This window comes from Bacillus lumedeiriae, assembly GCF_044891285.1.
Lineage (GTDB): Bacteria > Bacillota > Bacilli > Bacillales > Domibacillaceae > Pseudobacillus > Pseudobacillus lumedeiriae.
Genome location: NZ_JAUIYO010000010.1, coordinates 13,013 through 33,655, shown reverse-complemented (window position 1 = coordinate 33,655; position 20,643 = coordinate 13,013). Strand labels below are relative to the sequence as shown.

At 40.8% G+C, this 20,643-nt stretch carries 17 protein-coding genes; 13 read left to right on the top strand and 4 right to left on the bottom strand.

Features of this window, described 5'->3' with window-relative positions:
* Positions 1–188: 188 nt before the first annotated feature.
* The 7 genes from QYG89_RS12265 (at position 189) to QYG89_RS12235 (ending at position 8,156) form a co-directional block, all read left to right on the top strand.
* Positions 189–1,697: a glycine betaine uptake BCCT transporter gene (locus QYG89_RS12265; RefSeq protein ID WP_404317722.1), complete on the top strand. Its 1,509-nt coding sequence runs from the start codon at positions 189–191 to the stop codon at positions 1,695–1,697.
* A gap of 232 nt (positions 1,698–1,929) precedes the next feature.
* Positions 1,930–2,301 carry a YidH family protein gene (locus QYG89_RS12260; RefSeq protein WP_404317720.1) on the top strand — a complete coding sequence of 124 codons (372 nt, stop codon included), beginning with the start codon at positions 1,930–1,932 and terminating at the stop codon, positions 2,299–2,301.
* Positions 2,302–2,591: 290 nt separating this feature from the next.
* Positions 2,592–2,708: a symporter small accessory protein gene (locus tag QYG89_RS12255; RefSeq protein ID WP_404317719.1), complete on the top strand. Its 117-nt coding sequence runs from the start codon at positions 2,592–2,594 to the stop codon at positions 2,706–2,708.
* 5 nt (positions 2,709–2,713) lie between these two features.
* Positions 2,714–4,294, top strand: coding sequence for a sodium:solute symporter family protein (locus tag QYG89_RS12250; RefSeq protein WP_404317717.1), 1,581 nt, complete (start codon positions 2,714–2,716; stop codon positions 4,292–4,294).
* A gap of 232 nt (positions 4,295–4,526) precedes the next feature.
* Entirely contained in the window at positions 4,527–5,861 is a 1,335-nt protein-coding gene (glnA, locus tag QYG89_RS12245; protein ID WP_404317714.1) for a type I glutamate--ammonia ligase, read from the top strand.
* 64 nt (positions 5,862–5,925) lie between these two features.
* A complete protein-coding gene (gene asnB, locus QYG89_RS12240) occupies positions 5,926–7,776 on the top strand; it encodes an asparagine synthase (glutamine-hydrolyzing) (RefSeq protein ID WP_404317712.1) in 1,851 nt (616 codons plus the stop codon).
* 122 nt (positions 7,777–7,898) lie between these two features.
* Positions 7,899–8,156, top strand: coding sequence for a hypothetical protein (locus tag QYG89_RS12235; RefSeq protein WP_404317710.1), 258 nt, complete (start codon positions 7,899–7,901; stop codon positions 8,154–8,156).
* 182 nt (positions 8,157–8,338) lie between these two features.
* On the opposite strand, the gene QYG89_RS12230 is transcribed toward QYG89_RS12235, so the two are convergent.
* The 3 genes from QYG89_RS12230 to QYG89_RS12220 form a co-directional block, all read right to left on the bottom strand.
* Positions 8,339–8,878: a chromate transporter gene (locus tag QYG89_RS12230; RefSeq protein ID WP_404317802.1), complete on the bottom strand. Its 540-nt coding sequence runs from the start codon at positions 8,876–8,878 to the stop codon at positions 8,339–8,341.
* Between the two features lie 5 nt (positions 8,879–8,883).
* Positions 8,884–9,477, bottom strand: a complete 594-nt coding sequence (locus tag QYG89_RS12225) for a chromate transporter (protein ID WP_404317708.1) — start codon at positions 9,475–9,477, stop codon at positions 8,884–8,886.
* A gap of 86 nt (positions 9,478–9,563) precedes the next feature.
* Positions 9,564–10,793, bottom strand: coding sequence for an ROK family transcriptional regulator (locus tag QYG89_RS12220; protein WP_404317707.1), 1,230 nt, complete (start codon positions 10,791–10,793; stop codon positions 9,564–9,566).
* A gap of 316 nt (positions 10,794–11,109) precedes the next feature.
* On the opposite strand from QYG89_RS12220, the gene QYG89_RS12215 reads away from it, so the two are divergent.
* The 5 genes from QYG89_RS12215 to QYG89_RS12195 all read left to right on the top strand — a co-directional run bounded on the left by QYG89_RS12215 (position 11,110) and on the right by QYG89_RS12195 (position 18,131).
* Positions 11,110–12,570, top strand: a complete 1,461-nt coding sequence (locus QYG89_RS12215; RefSeq protein WP_404317705.1) for an NAD-dependent succinate-semialdehyde dehydrogenase — start codon at positions 11,110–11,112, stop codon at positions 12,568–12,570.
* Positions 12,571–12,624: 54 nt separating this feature from the next.
* Positions 12,625–14,013: an aminotransferase family protein gene (locus tag QYG89_RS12210; protein WP_404317703.1), complete on the top strand. Its 1,389-nt coding sequence runs from the start codon at positions 12,625–12,627 to the stop codon at positions 14,011–14,013.
* A gap of 14 nt (positions 14,014–14,027) precedes the next feature.
* Positions 14,028–14,888, top strand: coding sequence for an MBL fold metallo-hydrolase (locus QYG89_RS12205; protein WP_404317701.1), 861 nt, complete (start codon positions 14,028–14,030; stop codon positions 14,886–14,888).
* A gap of 242 nt (positions 14,889–15,130) precedes the next feature.
* Entirely contained in the window at positions 15,131–16,480 is a 1,350-nt protein-coding gene (locus QYG89_RS12200; RefSeq protein WP_404317699.1) for an APC family permease, read from the top strand.
* Between the two features lie 301 nt (positions 16,481–16,781).
* A complete protein-coding gene (locus tag QYG89_RS12195) occupies positions 16,782–18,131 on the top strand; it encodes an APC family permease (protein ID WP_404317697.1) in 1,350 nt (449 codons plus the stop codon).
* A 99-nt stretch (positions 18,132–18,230) separates the two neighbouring features.
* Here QYG89_RS12195 and QYG89_RS12190 read toward each other — a convergent pair whose 3' ends face one another.
* A complete protein-coding gene (locus QYG89_RS12190) occupies positions 18,231–19,460 on the bottom strand; it encodes an ROK family protein (protein ID WP_404317695.1) in 1,230 nt (409 codons plus the stop codon).
* A gap of 306 nt (positions 19,461–19,766) precedes the next feature.
* Between QYG89_RS12190 and QYG89_RS12185 the strand changes: the two genes are divergently transcribed.
* Entirely contained in the window at positions 19,767–20,615 is an 849-nt protein-coding gene (locus tag QYG89_RS12185; protein ID WP_404317693.1) for an MBL fold metallo-hydrolase, read from the top strand.
* Positions 20,616–20,643: the final 28 nt, after the last annotated feature.

Here is a 20,643-nt window from a genome sequence, read left to right as displayed (position 1 = left end):
AAAGAAAAATTTATATAAAAATAATATCGCGCTGAACCTTGATCACTCCAGGCTTCAGCGCGTTTTTTCTTTGTTCGTTTTTTCGACATGCGTTTGAAAAAGATGTAGAAGTATGTTTACACTTATATAGTAAGCGGGTATAAAATAGCATAAACTTTCGTAATCTATGAAGTTTAAGGGGGAAGATCGTGAAGAAAACAACGTCTATTTTTTGGATTTCAATAGTTATCAGTGTGTTATTTGTCTCTTGGGGTGTCATTGCTCCTGATCAATTGATTAAGGTGATGACATCTACACAAAGTTTTTTACTTGACCGTTTCGGGTGGTTTTATCAATTTTCCGCTACTTTCTTTCTGATTTTTGCTTTATGCGTTGCGTTTAGCCGTTTTGGAAAGATTAAGCTTGGAAAGCCGGAAGATAAGCCTGAGTTCAGTACGTTAACGTGGTTTGCTATGTTATTTAGCGCGGGAATGGGAATTGGACTTTTATTTTACGGAGTTTCTGAACCTGTTTCGCATTATACAACCCCTCCATTTGGAACATCTCAATCGATTGAATCCGCAAAAATAAGCTTAGAACATACGTATCTGCACTGGGGGTTTCATGCTTGGGCCATTTATGCAGTCGTAGCGCTTGCTTTAGCTTACTACAAATTCCGTAAAAACATGCCTGGTTTGATGAGTGCCACTTTATATCCGCTGATCGGTGATAAAGCGAAAGGACCGATTGGGCACACGGTGGACATTATTGCTGTATTTGCTACTGTATTTGGTGTAGCCGCGTCGTTAGGGCTTGGAGCTTCACAAATCAACAGTGGATTACACTATTTAATTGGTATGCCTATCAGCTTTAACACTCAACTCCTTATTATTGCAATAACAACTGTTCTATTTATCATTTCGGCAGGAACAGGTGTCTCAAAAGGAATTAAATATTTAAGTAATACGAATATGGTGCTTGCTGTTATTCTATTCTTCTCTTTTCTTTTCCTTGGTCCAACACAATATTTGCTGGAATTGTTTTCAACTACGTTTGGCGGGTACTTGCAAAACCTTCCTAGCATGGGACTGAGATTCGCTCCATTTAATCCAGAGAATAATCAATGGGTCAAAGACTGGACTATTTTTTACTGGGCTTGGTGGATTTCATGGACACCGTTCGTTGGAACATTTATCGCTCGTGTATCTAAAGGGCGCACCGTTCGTGAATTTATTATGGCTGTATTAATTATTCCAACGCTTGTCTGTTCACTATGGTTCGGAGTATTCGGCGGGACAGGTATTTATTTCGATTTAGTACAAGGCCTGGATGTAGCTAAACAAAGCTTTGAGACATCTCTATTCTTTGTATATGAGCATATGCCTTTCGGAGACGTGTTATCAGTTATCTCTGTTATCCTTATTTTGACATTCTTTGTGACATCAGCTGATTCAGCAACCTTTGTTCTCGGGATGCAGACGACAAATGGAAGCTTAAATCCACCATTTTTTGTCACGCTCAGCTGGGGACTGATTCTAGCAGCAATTGCGTCTGTTTTACTCGCAACAGGCGGTCTTGTTGGAATGCAAGCTGCCATTATTGTCAGCGCTTTGCCGTTAGCGATCATCCTTCTCTTTATGTCCTATGCACTAATTAAATCGTTTCGGCAGGAACTTTCCGTAAATAAAGAGGTCAAGCAGCATAAAAAATCCGCATAAGAATCACAATGAAATAAAGAACTCCTTGGTTAGTCAAGACCAACTGCCTGCCGTGGCCTTCACTAGCTAAGGAAAGAGGGGTATCCTAATTTACCACCCGCTTATAAAAGGCAGCCGGCTGCCTTGCTTTTTTGAAGGCTTCATGCGGTTTTTAATTTGTATTGCAAGCAATAACCTTTCATATTCTGATTGCATAAAATAGATTAAGGCATTGTTGATATGAGGGGAAAGTATGGATAAACAAAAAGTAGATGAATCTCAATACATTCAGCAGCATCTATCTAATGAGCGAACATTTCTTGCTTGGCTTCGCACAGGCATAGCCGTCGTCGGAATTGGATTTTTAGCAGTGACTCTGCACTTAAACTATGGAGCTCAGGTAAGTGCCATTACGGATACAATCTCTTTATTAATGATGGGGTTTTCCCTTATCATCGGAATTGCTTTTCTTTTTACAGGAGTATTTAGTTATTTTATTAAGCGAAAAGAGATCAATGAGGAAACTTTCCGTTCATCTACAGCGATTATCGTCTTTGCAGCCGTTACTGTCAGTATCCTTATTTTAATGCTTGGGGCTTATTTTATGCTAGTTTTGCAGACTTAGTTAGAAGCCTGATGTATATGAAATAAACGTAAAGCAGACAGATAAAAGAGCTATCTCACAAAAGTTTGTCCTCACATCAAGTGGGGGATGACACTTTAATTGCGAGATAGCTTTTTTTGTTTGTATAACAAAAAAAGTAATAAAAACAAAAAAGTGATATACTTTACTTTCCTAAAATTGTATAATATTTAATAGAATGATAATTTGGAATTATCAGAAAAATTAAAAGAAGGAGCATTTTTCAACGAATGAGTAAGGATAATATTTACAGTGAATAAGGGGGATTCATTATGTTCGGTATGGAAGATCCAATCATTGCAGCGGCATGGGTAGGTACTATTTTATCAATGGCAGGTTGTGTTGTTTTCGGGTTGATGATGTGGAATCGGGGAGAAGAGGAGGAGTGATGTAAATGAACCTGGCGATATTAATTCCTATACTTTTGATTTATTTAGGCATTATGTCCGCACTGGCGTATTACGGTTATAAAACGACGAGGTCTGAAGCGGACTACTTAGTAGGCGGGCGGGATATTAACCCGACGGTGATGGCACTTTCTTACGGAGCCACTTTCATTAGTACGTCTTCATTAATCGGGTTTGGCGGCGTAGCTTCATTATACGGTTTTGGATTATTATGGCTTTGTTTTTTAAATATCGTGTTTGGTGTCTTTATTTCCTTCGTCTTTTTTGGAACACGTATTCGAAAAGTATCGAAGAATTTGGAAGCGTATACATTTGCTGAGCTGCTCGGTAAACGCTACAATTCAAAATTTATCACAGTATTTTCAGGCATCGTTATTTTCGTCTTAATGCCGGCCTATACGAGTATTGTCCTCGTCGGAGGAGGCCGTTTTCTTCAGGAAACCCTTTCTATGAACTATAATATTGCTCTCCTCGTACTAGCTATTATCGTCGGTTTTTATGTATTAAGCGGCGGGATTAAGGCGGTTATGTATACGGATGCCTTTGCGGCTATTGTGATGTTTGTCGGCATGGCGATCTTTTTATTTATGGGGTACAAGGCAGTTGGAGGCGTGATCGATGGACATGCCGGATTAACGGCCATGAAAGATCTAGTTCCTCAGGCATTAGTCGATCAAGGTCACCGCGGCTGGACATCTATGCCGGAACTCGGCTCGCCGATCTGGTGGACATTAGTGAGTACGATCGTGATGGGGGTCGGCATCGGGGTGCTTGCACAGCCGCAGCTCGTGATGCGGTTTATGACCGTGAAAAACAATCAGGCACTGTATCGCTCTGTTATCGTCGGCGGCGTGTTCATCTTCTTTATGACTGGAGCCGCTTTCATGCTTGGTCCAATCAGCAATCTGTATTTCCATGATCAATTAGGGAAGCTGGCTATAGAGGCCGCCAAAGGAAATGTGGACCTTGTGATTCCTTCACTGATCAATCATTTAATGCCGGAATGGTTCGTTTATTTGTTTACACTGACGTTATTGTCAGCTGCTATTTCAACAATCAGTTCTCTTATTCATCTTCAAGGATCTGCTTTCGGACAAGATATTTTGAAAAGTTTCGGCATCAACTCCTTGTTAGGAATGGACGCCTCCCGGATTGGAGTGCTGTTCGGTATCACTGCGGCTGTTGCCCTGTCTTATATTTTGCCGGGCGGCGTCATTGCCCAGGCAACCGCTTTCTGGTTTGGGATATGTGCAGCTGGATTTTTGCCGGTTATGATCGGAGCTTTCTTCTGGGAAAAATCTACGAGAGCCGGTGCCAAGGCGAGCATGATGGTCGGTTTTACCATCAGTATTTTAGGGTTTATGTTTTTGCATGAAAAAGAAGCAGCGGTTCTTGGGTTATCCAAGGCATTGTTTGGAAAAAATACACTCCTTGCTTATCCAATGACACACGTTGATCCATTATTTTATGCCCTTCCGCTTTCGGCGATTGTTTTTGTTGTTGTGAGTTTGCTTACGAAAAAAGAAGACCCTGTGACGGAACTGCAACATCAAGATCAGATTGTGTAATGTATTGTTAACAACAGCCAGTTCACTGCTTATCAGTGAACTGGCTGTTGTTTTTAAGAGAGTAATTTTAGAAATAAAGCTGGTTTCATGTTAGTTATTAAAATTTTTGATTCTTTTGTTCTCAATAATAGATTAAATTCATCCAAACAATATATTATTCGAATGAATAAGTGAAACATACATTAAATGACAAGAACTTTCATATTGCGTAAGAATTAAGGGGAGAGGGCAAATGGGAAAATGGAATAAAGAAAAAATTTTTCAAGTAGTACAGGAAAAAAACGTAAAATTTATCAGATTGCAGTTCACGGACATTTTGGGAGCCGTTAAAAATGTTGAAATTCCTTCGTCGCAGTTGGAGAAAGCGCTGAATAACAAGATGATGTTTGATGGTTCATCTATTGAGGGATTTGTTCGTATTGAAGAATCCGATATGTATCTCTATCCTGATTTGGATTCGTTCGTCATTTTCCCATGGACAGCTGAAAAAGGAAAAGTCGCCAGGTTTATTTGTGACATCTATCATCCGGATAGCACTCCATTTGAAGGTGATCCTCGTACCAACTTAAAGAGAATTCTCAGTGAAATGAAAGAGCTTGGATTTACAGATTTTAATGTCGGTCCTGAGCCTGAGTTTTTTCTATTTAAATTAGATGAGAACGGTGCACCTACTCTCGAGCTAAATGATAGCGGCGGCTATTTTGACCTGGCACCGACTGATCTTGGAGAAAACTGCCGCCGTGATATTGTGCTGGAATTGGAAGAGATGGGATTTGAAATTGAAGCTTCCCATCATGAAGTAGCTCCTGGACAGCATGAAATTGATTTTAAATACAAGGATGCTGTGAAAGCATGTGACGATATTCAAACGTTTAAATTAGTTGTAAAGACAATTGCCCGTAAGCATGGATTACACGCAACGTTTATGCCCAAACCGTTGTTTGGAGTGAATGGTTCAGGGATGCATTGTAATTTGTCTTTATTTAAAAATGGTGAAAATGTCTTTTATGATCAACATGGGGATATGGAGTTAAGTGATATGGCTAGACAATTTGTAGCCGGTATTTTGAAGCATGCTCCTAACTTTACTGCAATCACGAATCCGACTGTTAATTCATATAAAAGATTAGTTCCCGGTTATGAAGCTCCATGTTATGTAGCCTGGTCAGCGAGAAACAGAAGTCCGCTCATCCGTATCCCGGCTTCGCGCGGATTAAGTACTCGTATAGAGGTACGGAGTGTTGATCCTTCTGCCAATCCTTACTTAGCGCTGGCTGTTCAGCTTGCGGCTGGATTAGATGGCATTAAAAATAAGTTAACACCTCCTAAAACCGTCGATAAAAATATCTACGTCATGTCCAAAAAAGAGAGAGAGGAAAACAACATCGTTGATTTACCAGCTACATTAGCTGAGGCGCTTGAAAATTTTCAAAGGGATGAAGTGATGACTAAGGCTTTAGGCAGCCATGTATGTGAACATTTTGTTGAAGCCAAAACTATCGAATGGAACTTGTTCCGTACACAAGTCCATCCATGGGAACGTGAGCGCTATATGACACAATATTAGGTGTCAGTTAATTAGAAGTACCCTAGCTGAAAGGGAAAATCTTGATCGGAAAGAGTGATAACGGGTGTGTGGAATAACAGGATGGATTCATTGGCATCAACATTTAACAACTCAGGCAGTTATTGTGGAAAAGATGGCACGTACACTGGCGAAACGCGGCCCGGATGCTTTAAATATATGGAGTGCCGACCACGTTTCATTAGGTCATACACGCCTGGTCGTTGTCGACCCGGCCGGCGGCAGTCAGCCGATGACAAAAACAGCTAATGAACGTACGTATACGATGGTGTACAATGGCGAGCTTTACAACACAGAAGAACTTCGTAAAGAGCTATTGAAGAAAGGGTATACTTTTCAGTCTCATTCCGATACGGAAGTATTATTGACCGCTTATACGGAGTGGAAAGAGAAATGTGTAGATTATGTAAATGGCATTTTTGCTTTTGCCATTTGGGATCATCATCGGGAGCAGCTCTTTATGGCGAGAGACCGCCTTGGTGTTAAGCCGTTATTTTATAAGGAAGAAAGTGGGTCATTTTTATTTGGTTCTGAGCTAAAAGCGATTTTAGCTCACCCGAATGTGAAAGCAGAAGTAGGATGGGAAGGATTGCAGGAAGTATTCGGGTTAGGCCCGTCCCGTACTCCAGGAAACGGGGTATTTAGAGGAATAAAAGAATTGCGCCCGGCTCATGCACTCACCTATAAACGAAATGGATTAAAGGTATGGAGATACTGGAATGTAGAAAGTAAAAAACATGATCAAACAGTAGAAGAAACCGTAGAACAAGTACGATTTTTGATAAAAGATGCGATCGAGCGGCAGCTGACAGCGGATGTACCTGTTTGTACGTTTCTATCTGGGGGAGTAGATTCAAGCGCTATCAGTATACTCGCTTCCGAATTTTTTAAAAAAGAAGGGCGCGGCCCGCTCCATACGTATTCCATTGACTATGATCGTAACAGCCAATATTTCAAAGCGAACGACTTTCAGCCCGATGCAGACGAGTTATGGATAAGAAAAATGCAGAAGTACATCAGTTCAATCCATCACTCGGCCGTCATTCAAAATGATCAGCTCACTGATTATTTAACAGAAGCCGTTGCAATGAGGGATTTGCCGGGAATGGCGGATGTAGATTCATCATTATTATGGTTTTGTGAAAACATTAAAAAGCATTTTACAGTTGCCTTATCTGGTGAATGTGCAGATGAAATTTTTGGAGGCTATCCATGGTTCTACAAGGAAGACTTTCTGCATATGGAAGGCTTTCCATGGATGAGGTCACAAGAAGAAAGACAGCAGCTGCTGCTGCCACAATGGCAAAAGAAACTTGATCTAACGGAATATGTAAGGGAGCGATATAAAGAAACGATCAGTGAAACACCTCAATTAGAAGGGGAAAGTCCTTTGGAAGCCCGCCGCCGGGAAATGTTTTATTTAAATATGACCTGGTTTATGGCGGCACTCCTCGAGCGGAAAGACCGTATGAGCATGGGGGCTGGCTTAGAAGTTCGTGTTCCATTTGCAGATCATCGGCTCGTAGAATATGCCTGGAATATACCTTGGGAAATGAAGATGCTCAATGGCCGTGAGAAAGGTATTTTACGGCGGGCTTTGGAAGGGCTTCTGCCCCATGATGTTCTTTATCGTAAAAAGAGCCCTTATCCGAAAACACACCACCCTGGATATACACAACTCGTTAAGAACATGTTAACTGCCATTATAAACAATCAGACCTCTCCAATCCTTGAGTTAATCTCAAAACAAAAAGCGAGAGACATCATCGACTCAGGTGGATCCGCCTTCAAAGTTCCGTGGTTCGGCCAGCTCATGACTGGTCCGCAGCTTATCGCCCATCTTGCCCAAATTAATATATGGATGGAACAATATAATATCAATATCGTAGACAACTAAAGTGAAAGAGATACTCCTTATTACGCTAATGAGTGTATGTATTATAAATATTTGAATCGCATGATATTTGTCCATTCCCTTTTCAGCTGTCCTCATAAATTAGTAGAAAGGGGGGGATGAACATGCCGAAAGATCACAAAAAAGGGAAGGAACAGAATACACAAGAACAGGAACAAGCTCAAGAACAAGAGCAAGAACAAGAGCAAGAACAAGAACAAGCTCAAGAACAAGAGCAAGAACAAGAACAAGAACAAGAACAAGAGCAAGAACAAGAACAAGAGCAAGAACAAGAACAAGAGCAAGAACAAGAGCAAGAACAAGAGCAAGAACAAGAGCAAGAGCAAGGAAAAGACAAGAAAAAAGGGAAAGGCAAGAAATAAGGGAATTTAAAAAGAATCTTGGATATGAAAAAAACAATTGTGAGCAAGGCTTGCTTTAAAAGACGGAGAGCTGTTAACAAAAAGAGCTGTTGGGCATTGGCCGACAGCTCTTTCACATGGGCAGATAGGTTATTTGAAATAATCAAGAGGGGGGATTAACGTTGTACCTAATTGGAGAAACTTTACGTAAAAAGAAGAACCCCGGCAATACCCGAAAGAATGATAACTAATGCTGGATGCGCTCGGAATCTAGTTAATGCCAGCAGGGAGAGGAGAAAAATCAGAAAAAGGCCAAGTGAATACAGGGAGAGAGGACCGATTAACCCATTGGCTATTGCGAATTTAATTGCTGCATACACGATCAGCCCAACAACGATTGGGCGCAAACCATAAAAGGCGGATTGGACGATAGGATGCTTGTTTGCCTTGTAGAAAAAAGCGGCCATGATCAAAATGATGATCAATGACGGCAATACAACCCCGAGTGTAGAAGCAGCTGCTCCGGCGAAGCCAGCTGTTTGATACCCGACAATGACCGCACAGTTTGTCGCAATCGGACCAGGTGACATGCCGGCAATAGCAATAATGTCAGTAAATTCCTTCGTGGTCATCCAATGATGAGCAGTCACTTCCACTTCAATGATTGGCAGCGTTGCGTAACCTCCCCCGAATGAGATGAGCCCGATCATGAAAAATGTTTTAAATAGTTCTAGTAAAATCATATTTTTCACCCAGCCTTCTTTTCATATCCATCGAGCTTTGTCTTATAGCCGAGCCATGTTCTTATTTTAACGAGGAAAATTCCAGCAAATATTCCACTAAGAATAATGAGAAAAGGATGAACATGAAGAAAAAGTAAAAGTAAAACAGTCAATCCAGCTACAGACAGTGTCGTTTTATCAATGATCGCTGTTGGCGCAATTTTATAAGCCGCTAGACAAATAAGAGCTACAACAGCTGGCCCGATTCCATGAAAAGCAGCTTCTACGATCGGAGTATCTTTAAAATACAGATAAAATATGCTAAGCATGATGACAATAAGAAACGTCGGCAGCAAGACACCAATTAATGCGGCAATCGCCCCGCTTATACCTGCAATCCGATACCCGACAAATGTAGCTGAATTAATAGCCATTGCTCCAGGAGCCGATCCTGCTAGAGCAACAACATCGGTGATCTCTTTCGTTTCGATCCATTTCTTTTTTATGGCTACTTCTCTTTCAATGATTGGAATCATCGCATAACCGCCGCCAAATGTGATCGGCCCGATTTTTAAAAAGGTGAAAAATATGTCTGAAAGCAATTTCCAGTTATTTGTCATTTGCACACCTCTTTACGTTCTCTTTTTTAATGCTGATTCCAGTATAACACTCTTTTATCCATTTTGGTTATAAGTTGTTAAAAAATTTAAAAAATGGTGCTGCGATCTGTTAAATAATAGTGTAGCAACATTCTGCCAGCCCCGATTGCACTAGCATTTTCACCAAGTAAGCCCTTGCTGAAAACAATTTCATGATTTGGATAGATGGCCTTCAAACGATTCTGGGCTGTTTCTATGACAGTGTGATAATACAAATCCATTTTGGTGTAAAGAGGACCATTTAAAATAATTAATTCGGGGAAAAACATATGGACTAAATTAGCAAGGCCGATCCCGGAGTAATAGGCAGCATCCTCTATGATCTGCCGGGCAAAATGATCTCCTTCATTGACCGCCTGACAAATCTCTTCGAAAGTAATCTCTTCAATGTTTATTCTCCATTCACGAAGGACGGAAGGGTAGCCGCGTTTAAGTCCTTTGACAATTTCGCTTTGAATCGCCGGGATAGACGAGTAAGCATGGATACATCCATAGGCGCCACAAACACACTTTCTTCCATGGATGTCTACAATCATATGACCTTGGCCGAATGCTCCCAATTTATCGGCCCCTTGAACAAGATGCCCATCTATAATCAGTCCGTTACGGATGCCATCTCCTTTTAGAATATTAATCACATTCTGGTATTTTTTAAATGCATCCTGCTGGTATTCCGCAAGTGTCGCGGTATTCGATCCATATTCCAACACTGTTTTGATGTTTAGTTTTTCACTTAAGATTTGGCACAAGTGAACGTCTTTCCAGCCGGGTGATGGAAAAATTGGATTTAAGATCATGCCTTTTTCGCGATCTAATGGACCGATCGCTCCAATTCCTGCTCCCAATATATCGTTCATTGTGAGCCTTTGACGCTGCAGCATCGTATGAATACAGGAAACAATAAACTCAATGACAACGTCAGGAGTAGTTGTTTCATCCATCGTCAAGCTTTCCTCATCAATGATGGAGAAAGCAAGATCCATTAATAAAACTTTCGTGTGTGTGGTTGAAATATCTATTCCTATCACGTAATAAGCATCGACTTTCACTTCGTACATAATTGGTTTACGGCCGCCGCTTGATTGTCCGTACCCGCTTTCAATAACAAGTTCACTTTGGATCAGCTCATCAATCAGCCGAAAGCACGTTGTCTGCTTGATGCCTGTATATTTTACTAAATCGGTTCTAGAAACAGGCCCATGTTCGGTAATGAGGCTATATAATTCTTTTAAACTTTTATCTTTTTGTGAAAGAATACCGGTAAATTGCTTAATCATTTGTATCCTCCATTTTGATTCGTATAGATATCTATGTTATTTAGTATAACGCTTTCATGCAGCTTGATCATATAGAGGATAATGATTTATACAAAGAAGCATAAAAATAAAGAGATCTTTATTTCAAATTGAGAAGAAGTATACGAGAAAAATTTATAAATCTAATTTAATAGACTATTTTTCTAATTTTCAGAAAAAACTTTTGACTAAAATGGAAGGAACATTTACAATAACAGTAATTAGGGAAGCGTTTACGAGAATGAAAGGTGTAGTGTGATTCTCAAAGAAAAACAGAATAAGTAAAGGGAGTGTCGAGATGACGACGGTTATCAATGATGTGAAAACATACAATTTATACATTAACGGAGAATGGATCAGCCCGGTTTCTGAAGATTATTTTGATGTAGTCAGTCCTGCTACAGGGCAAATTGTTTCAAAAGCAGCACTTGGAGATGAACAAGATACAAAGAAGGCAATCGATGCTGCGGTTGCTGCTTTCCCAGAATGGTCGGCTAAGACAGGGAGAGAGCGTGCGGAAATCCTCACACGATTATATCAACTGATGATTGAAAATTCTGAAGAGTTCGCGAAAAATATTTCTATTGAAATGGGGAAGCCAATTCATCAGGCCCGTGGTGAAGTGATGAACGCGGCAGAGTACGTTCTTTGGAATCTAGAAGAAGGGAAGCGTGTAACCGGTGAAGTGATTCCTGGAGCGGTTAAGAATAGAAGATTACAAGTGATCAGACAGCCTATTGGACCGGTAGCGGCTATTACTCCATGGAATTTTCCGCTGGGAATGGTCGTCAGAAAGCTTGCCCCTGCTCTTGCTGCTGGTTGTACGGTTGTCCTGAAACCAGCTGAGCAGACACCAGGAAGCGCTATTTTATTCTTTGAGCTGGCAGAGAAAGCGGGAATTCCAAAAGGAGTGATCAATTTAGTCACAGGGAACCCTCAAACAATCGGTGACACGCTGCTATCAGATAAACGAATCCGTAAAATTACTTTTACAGGATCAACAAATGTCGGCAAGTTATTGTTACGAAAAGCGGCAGATCAAGTGAAACGAGTATCTATGGAGCTTGGTGGACACGCGCCATTCATCATTTTTGAAGATGCTGATTTAGAACATACGGTTGAACAGCTCGCTCGCTGTAAATTCCAAAACTGTGGACAAACGTGTATTTCTGCTAATCGTATTTACGTTCAGGAATCTATTAAAGATCAATTTTTATTATTATTAAAAGAAAAAGTGGAAGCTTTACGCGTAGGGAATGGATTGGAAAAGGGAGTAGACGTAGGACCGTTAGTCAGTGAAGCTGGATTGAATAAAGTAGAAGAACAAGTGGAAAATGCAGTGAAGCAAGGGGCGGTACTTGTCACCGGCGGTGAAAAATTAGAAGTGGAAGGACATGAAAAAGGTTATTTTTATAAGCCGACTATTTTAGCAGATGTAAACGATACGATGATGATTGCTGAGAATGAAACATTCGGTCCAGTCGCGCCAATCTTTACATTTAAAACAGAAGAGGAAGTAATCGCAAAAGCGAACGACACCGATTATGGGTTAGCTGCTTACTGCTTCACAAGAGATTTATCGCGGTCTGTACGTGTATCTGAGGCGTTAGATTACGGAATGGTAGGAATAAATGATACGGTTCTGTCCCAGGTAGAAGGCCCGTTCGGCGGCATAAAAGAGAGCGGTATGGGACGTGAAGGCGGCACGGATGGATTGTCTGACTTTCTTGAAAAGAAATTTATTTCAACAATTATATAAGAAGAAAAGGATAGTAGCTTAGTTCACTATTGGATAAATCGGGAGGGATCTACATTGAGTAACGCCACAGAAAACGTAAGTATTGAACAGTTAAGAGAATTAGATAGAAAACACTTTTTACACCCGACGACTGCTATTAAACAGCATCAGGCAAATGGACCTTCACTCATTATTGATAAAGGGGAAGGGATTTATTTAACGGATGTCAATGGAAACAAGTACATTGATGGTATGTCTTCCTTATGGAACGTCAATGTTGGGCACGGCCGTGAAGAAATAGTAGAAGCGGCCAGCGAACAGATGAAAAAGCTCGCTTTCAGTTCTTGTTTTCAAGGAATGTCGCATGAACCAGTGATCCGTCTAGCGGAGAAAATTGCTGAATTGACGCCTGGAGATCTTAATGTCAGCTTCTTCACATCGGGCGGTTCTGAATCTAATGATACAGCCTTTAAAATTGTTCGTCATTATTGGAAATTAAAAGGGGAGCCAAACCGTACGAAAATTATCGGTTTAAAACGTGGATATCATGGAATCACAGTTGGGGCAACGAGCGCTACGGGAATTGAACAATTTCAAAACATGGCTACAGCACAAGCACCTGGATTCATTCATGCGACAACAAAGTTTCAAACGGAATGTGAGCTCGGAGATCGAACTGCTCCAGATTTCGCCGGCAGTGTAAGAGGTGTGATTGAGAGAGAAGGAGCTGAGACAGTTGCCGCCGTGATTTTAGAGCCTGTTCAAGGAGCGGGCGGCATGTTTATTCCGCCGGATGGTTACTTACAGGCGATTCGGAATCTGTGTGATGAATACGGAATTTTGATGATAACAGATGAAGTCATTTGTGGGTTTGGCCGCACAGGAAAAATGTTTGGAGTCGACAATTGGAACGTTGTACCGGATATCATGACGGTCGCTAAAGGAATTACGAGCGCTTACAGCCAGCTGGGAGCTGTTATTATTAGGGAAACATTACGTGATGAAATATCTGAATTGTCAGACGGTCCATTCTTCCATGGATTCACTTACAGTGGACATCCTGTTGCATGTGCCGTTGCTTTGAAAAATATTGAAATTATTGAAAGAGAAAATCTCGTAGCGAATGCCAAGCAAATGGAAGCTGCACTAAAGAGAGGCTTTAACTACTTAGAAGAAAAGTATTCCTTCGTAACGAAAACGAGAGCGATTGGGCTGTTGGCTGCTTTCGAATTATATAAAGATCGGGAAAAAGAAATTCCTTTCGATCCCTCAGTAGAGGCAGCTCCGAAACTCGTGCAAGAGTGTTTAAAGAGAGGATTAATCGTGCGGCCAGTTACATTTGAAGGATCGAACACGATTGTGATTGCCCCGCCATTGAGCATTACAAAAGAACAAGTACAAGAAATGATTAGCATTTTTGATGACGCATTAAGTGCAATTGAAAAGAGCATTTGCGAAAAGTAAGGAGGAATGGGAAGATGGCAGACGTAAAAATAACGATGCTTGGTACAGGCAGTCCGCGGCCGGATCTCGAACGGTCAGGTCCATCACAAGTATTAACGATTGATGATAGGCATATTTTGATTGACTGCGGAGAAGGAACGACAGCACAGCTGATGAGAGCAGGTATTGCACCGGAAAGCATTCAATACTTGTTTATGACCCACCTGCATTCGGATCATGTGTTTGGCTATGGTCAATTCCTGCTGGGAGGATGGGGGCTCGGCCGCCGGAAGTTAACAGTCGTCGGTCCAAAAGGAATGAAACATTTCCATGAAACGATTATCAACCTGTTTGAAGAAGATATCACTTATCGGACGTCACTCGGAAGACCAGGAAACGGTGTGTTAGATGTAAATATTATTGAAATCGATGAGTCGGGTGAAGTGAGCTGCGGGCTCCCGTGGAAAATTTCAGCTGCTCAAATGGTTCATAACGTACTGACGTATGGCTATCGCTTTGAAATAGAGGAAAAAACAGTTGTTCTATCCGGTGATACGGCACCAACTCCGGCGATTGTCGAATTATCAAAAGGCGCGGACATTCTTGTAATGGATGCCTGTCTCGCTCCAACTGGCGTGTATCGTAATACCAAAAGTGCTGAGTTGCAAAAGATCTGGGATAACCTGCAGAAAGAACATTGTTCACCTCAACAGGCAGGCGAAATCAGCAAAGAAGCCGGTGTGAAAACGCTCGTTCTGACGCACTTTTTACCAAATATTATTGAAGAAGAAGCAAAGCAGCAGGCAGCTGAAGTATTCGGTGGAGAAGTGATTGTCGGAAAAGATTTACAAGTGATCACAGTGAAAAAGAGTGTTTCTACATCAGCATTTACATGATTGAATGATGATAAAAAAAGAAGGAGTGATTTCAATTCTGCCGACTCGTTAGACGCAATGGAAAAGAGCATCAGTGAAAACTAAGAGGATGTATACTTAAACCCACCTCGTTTGTTCACCTCAGAAACTAGTAAGTCTAATAGATACTTGGAATGTACGGTATCCAAAGAAATCAGAGCAATTCCAGAAGAAAGTGACTAAGAGAATGTTCTCTGGAATTGCTCTTTACAGGGAGGGAAACAGTGAGCAAAGCTAATCAAGGAGAGCAAGATTTGAAAAGAGTACTGCGGACAAGAGATTTGGTCATTTTTGGCCTGATCTTTATCTCGCCTAACTCTGCTCAATCATTATTTGGAGAATTGACGTTTTCTTCCGGAGGGCATGGAGTTTTATCGGTTTTTATCGGTCTCATTGCTATGATTTTCACAGCTGCAAGTTATGGGAAAATGGCATCTATCGTGCCAAAAGCGGGCTCTACGTATAGTTACGTCACGCACAGCTTGAATTCGAATTTGGGATTTATCGCTGGATGGGCGATATTATTAGACTACTTAATTTTTCCGATGATGATTTATAAATTAAGTTCGACATTTGCCCTGGAATTGTTCCCTTTTATTCCATTATGGCTCATGTTACTCATTCTGATCATTCCAATGACTTTCTTCAATTATCGCGGAGCTAAGCTAACGGCACATTTAAATACGATCATGTTAAGCGTAAAGCTGATAAGCGTTCTTTTATTTGTCGGGTTTTCTGTGTATGCGCTTACAAATAGTGGAGGGATAGAGAGCTTAGTGAATATAAATGGCATATACCGGGAGGATTCCTTTTCTATGAGTGCTGTAATAGCGGGAGCTTCGATCGCTGTACTTGCTTATATCGGGTTTGATGGGATTACCGCGCTGGCTGAGGATGCCAAAGTATCGGGAAAAACAGTAGGACAGGCTGCGATGATTACTTGTGTGATTAGTTCGCTGCTTATTGGAATTCAAGTTTACTTTGCATCAGTCATTCAATCGCAATTAGGCGTATTAAAACATACGGACACCGCTTTTTATGATATCGCGAGCGCTGTTGGAGGAGGCGGTTTAGCTGCAGTCACAACGGTAATTCTCATTGTAACGGGAACGGCAACTGCTTTGGCAGGCCAGGCTTCAGGTTCCAGGGTGTTGTTTAGTATGGGGCGTGACGGTGTTCTGCCAGCTGCTTTTGCGTACTTACATCCAAAATATAAAACACCGGTTTACAGTGTCTTTTTATTGTCTGTATTAGGTTATATCGGGGCGCTTATCATACCGATCAGTGTTTTCTTCCTTATTGTTGTATTCGGAGCGATCATCGGTTTTATCTTTGTTAACACATCCGTCATGATTGAGTTTTTTATAAAAAGAAACGAAAGAAAAGGAAAGCACTTCATCACTAATTTCGTCTCTCCTTTACTTGGGATCAGTGTATGTCTATATATTTTGCTGGGAATGGAAACGGTTGGACAAATAGTTGGTGTTTGTTGGATGCTCGTCGGTGGAATGGTTCTTGTGATTAAAACGCAAGGATTCCAAAAAGAGATAAGTTCCCTGAATATCGAACAATAATAAGTGAACTAGTATTTTCTCCACTTCGTCAATCTGCTTGGATTGTGACGAAAGAACGGGCAGCAGGAACGATCTCCTCTTTAGATGGCTTGTTGAGTGTAATCGAAAAGAGTAATTATAAAAAGTAAAAAGATTTTCTATTATACTTCTTTCGTTTGTTCACCTCAGAAATGTAATGACCATATAAAAGTTTAAGTGATTACTAAGCTTTGTGAATTTCACAGAAACTAGGGCAACTCCAAGGGAAATAAAACGTTAGACGTCATTCCCTGGATTTGCTTTTATAAGGAGGAGAACAGTAATGAGTCTAGTTAATCAAGGAGATCAAAATCTTAAAAGAGTGCTGCGAACAAGAGATTTGGTGATTTTCGGTCTGATTTTTATTTCACCTAACTCTGCCCAATCGTTATTTGGAGGATTAAATTTTACCTCTGGAGGGCATGGAGTATTAGCTATTTATGTCGGACTGATTGCGATGATTTTCACGGCGGTCAGCTATGGTAAAATGGCGTCCATCGTGCCAAAAGCGGGCTCAACGTACAGTTATGCTACGCATAGTTTAAATCCGACGCTCGGTTTTATCGCTGGATGGGCGATCCTACTCGATTATTTAATCTTTCCCATGCTCGTTTATAAATTAAGTTCATCTTTTGCCATTAAACTATTCGATTTTATTCCGTTATGGGGCATGTTACTTCTATTGATTATCCCAATGACTTTCTTTAATTACCGCGGGACTAAATTATCAGCTCATTTAAATACAATCATGCTTGTCATAAAATTAATCAGCGTCTTCCTATTTGTTGGGTTTGCTTTGTATGCGCTTACAAACGAAGGAGGCATTGGAAGTTTATTCAACATGCAGGGAATCTATCATAAAGAAACATTTTCGATGAATGCGTTAATTGCCGGCACATCGATTGCTGTTCTTTCGTATATCGGTTTTGATGGAATTACAGCTTTAGCAGAAGATGCGAAAGTTTCAGGGAAAACCGTCGGACGGGCTGCAATTATTACTTGTGTCATTAGTTCTTTTCTGATAGGTATTCAAATTTATTTTGCGACACTTATTCAAGCGAAGTTAGGATCGTTGAAAAATGTAGATACTGCTTTTTATGACATTGCCATTGCTGTTGGAGGCAGCGGTTTAGCGACGGCTACAACGATAGCCCTCGTTTTAACTGGAACAGCTACAGCTTTAGCCGGACAGGCGTCAGGTTCTAGGGTGTTGTTTAGTATGGGGCGCGATGGCGTCTTGCCTTCTTCTTTAGCTTACTTACATCCGAAGTATAAAACACCAGTTTATAGTGTACTTATTTTAGCAGTGTTAGGGTATATAGGAGCACTTCTCATCCCGATTCAAGTGTTCTTCGTTATCGTCGTGTTCGGGGCAATTGTCGGTTTTATTTTTGTTAATGTCTCAGTCATTATTGAGTTTTTCGTAAAAAGAAAAGAGAGAAGAGGGAAGCATCTTCTTTCTAACCTCATCTCTCCTGTACTTGGTATCGGTGTATGTTTGTACATTTTAGTAGGGATGGAAACGATCGGACAGATCGTTGGAGTTTGTTGGCTGTTAGCTGGAGCAATCTTCCTTGTGATCAGAACACGAGGATTTCAAAAAGATATTGGCCCAATCAATATCGAACAGTGAGTCCAAAAAGCAATGCGCACAAGGCGTTACCGTTCCACAATATTAATTAACAAGGAGGGAATCTTGAAAACTAGATTTACAAGATCCCCTCCTTCTTTTTTAAATTAATGTATGGTCCGTTAAGTAATGATCAAGCACCATTCGCCCTGCACCAATCGCACTGGCATTTTCGCCTAGCTGTCCGCGGGTGAAAATAATTTCTTGATCAGGGTACATGTTTTGGCAGCGTCCAGCTGCTGTTTCAGTTACGACATCGTAAAACAAATCCATATTTGTGTAGGTGGGACCACTCAAGATAATGACGTCAGGAAAGAGGACATGAGCTAAATTAGCAAGGCCAACGCCAGTATAATAGGCCGCATCTTTGATCACACGAGTGACAAGGGAATCTCTTTCATTGAGTGCCTGACAAATATCGTTGAAATCAATTTCATTAGGATCTTTCTTCAAATCACGGATGATCGATGGAGCGCCTTGCTCAATGCCGTTCAAGATGTCCCGTTTCATCGCTGAAATAGACGAGTAAGCATGTACGCATCCATTGCTGCCGCAAATGCATTTTCTCCCATGCAGGTCAACAACCATATGACCTTGCCCGAGCATTCCTAGTTTGTCCGTTCCGCGTACAAGCCTCCCATCCATGATCATACCTGTACGTGTGCCGGCCCCTTTTAAGACATGAACAATATTTTTATATTTTTTAAAAGGCTCCTGCTGATATTCCGCAAGCAGAGCGGTATTCGTTCCATAATCGAGTAATGTATTAAGCTGTAGTTTTTGAGCTAACAAATGAGTTATTTGTAAATTCATCCACCCATCTGAAAGAAAATTGATAGGATTGACGATGATCCCGTTTTCACGGTCTAGCGGCCCGATCGTTCCAATTCCAGCGCCTAGAATATTATCTTGTGTAAGGTGAAACTTTTCCGCCATCCTATGAACGCTGGAAGAGATAAAGTCAATCGTAAAAGTAGGAGTAGTTGTTTCATTCATTACTAATTTAGCTTCATCTATGACAACAAACCTAAGATTCATCAATAATACTTTCGTATACGTTCTTGAAATATCAATACCAATCACATAATTAGCATCTTCTTTTATTTCATATACCACTGGTTTGCGTCCCCCGCTGGATTCACCATATCCACTTTCAACAATGAGTCCCATTTCAAGTAATTCATCAATGAGACGAGAGCAAGTCGTCTGTCTCATCCCTGTGCATTTAATGAGATCACTTTTTGACACGGGACCTTGTTCTACAATAAGGCTGTACAATTCTTTTAAGCTCTTTTCTTTTTGAGATAGGGCCCCGGTAAATTGTTTTAACATCTTTTTTCCTCCGGTTTTTCATACACTTTTTCTGATTCTAGTTCTTTTATTCAAATTGGTCATATGGGTAACACCTAAATAAAGGTGAATAAAACAGAAAATATTCATGTAAGTATTTGAACTTAAAAGAAATTATACATTTTTTATTATGAAAAGACAAAAATTATTAAATATAAAAAAAGATTCAAAAAACTTTTGACTAAAACGGTTAAAAGAATTACAATGGCAGTAATCGAGAAAGCGCTTACGAAAATGGAGTGAATACGCAGCTTGAGCGCTGGAATGTGGAAAGGAAGGAGCAAGAACATGACAAATGTAGAAGTAACCATGCTTGGTACAGGAAGTCCGCGTCCGGATTTAGAACGGTCTGGTCCATCCCAGGTTTTAACGATTGATGATAGGCATATTTTAATTGACTGTGGGGAAGGAACGACGGCACAGTTAATGAAAGCGGGTATTCCTCCGGAAAGTATTCATTATTTATTTATGACTCATCTTCATTCAGATCATGTGTTTGGCTATGGTCAATTTCTGCTTGGCGGCTGGGGGCTTGGACGCCGTAAATTAACGGTTGTCGGTCCAAAGGGAATGAAACATTTTCATGAAACGATTATTCATTTGTTCCATGAAGACATCGATTACCGGACATCGCTTGGAAGGCCGGGAAATGGTGTACTGGACGTTAATATTATTGAAATTGACGGACCTGGTGAAATCGATTGTGGACTTCCGTGGAAAATTACTACTGCTGAAATGGTGCATAACGTCTTAACATATGGTTATCGTTTTGAAATAGAGGATAAAACGGTGGTTATTTCTGGAGATACTGCCCCGACACCGGCAATTGTGGAACTGTCAAAAGATGCTGATCTTCTCGTTATTGATTCCGCACTGGCACCGACCGGCGTATACCGAAACACGAAAAGCCCTGAACTGCAAAAAATTTGGGATAACTTACAGAAAGAGCATTGTACACCGGAACAGGCAGGGGAAATTGGGAAACAAGCTGGCGTAAAAACACTTGTTTTGACGCACTTTTTGCCAAACATTATTGAGGAGGAAACGAAGCAGCAAGCTGCTGCAGTGTTTAATGGAGAGGTTATTGTCGGAAAAGACCTTCAAGTCATTCAGGTGAAAAATACAATTTCTGTTTAATAAAATTGAGTGTGCTTACGAAAGTATA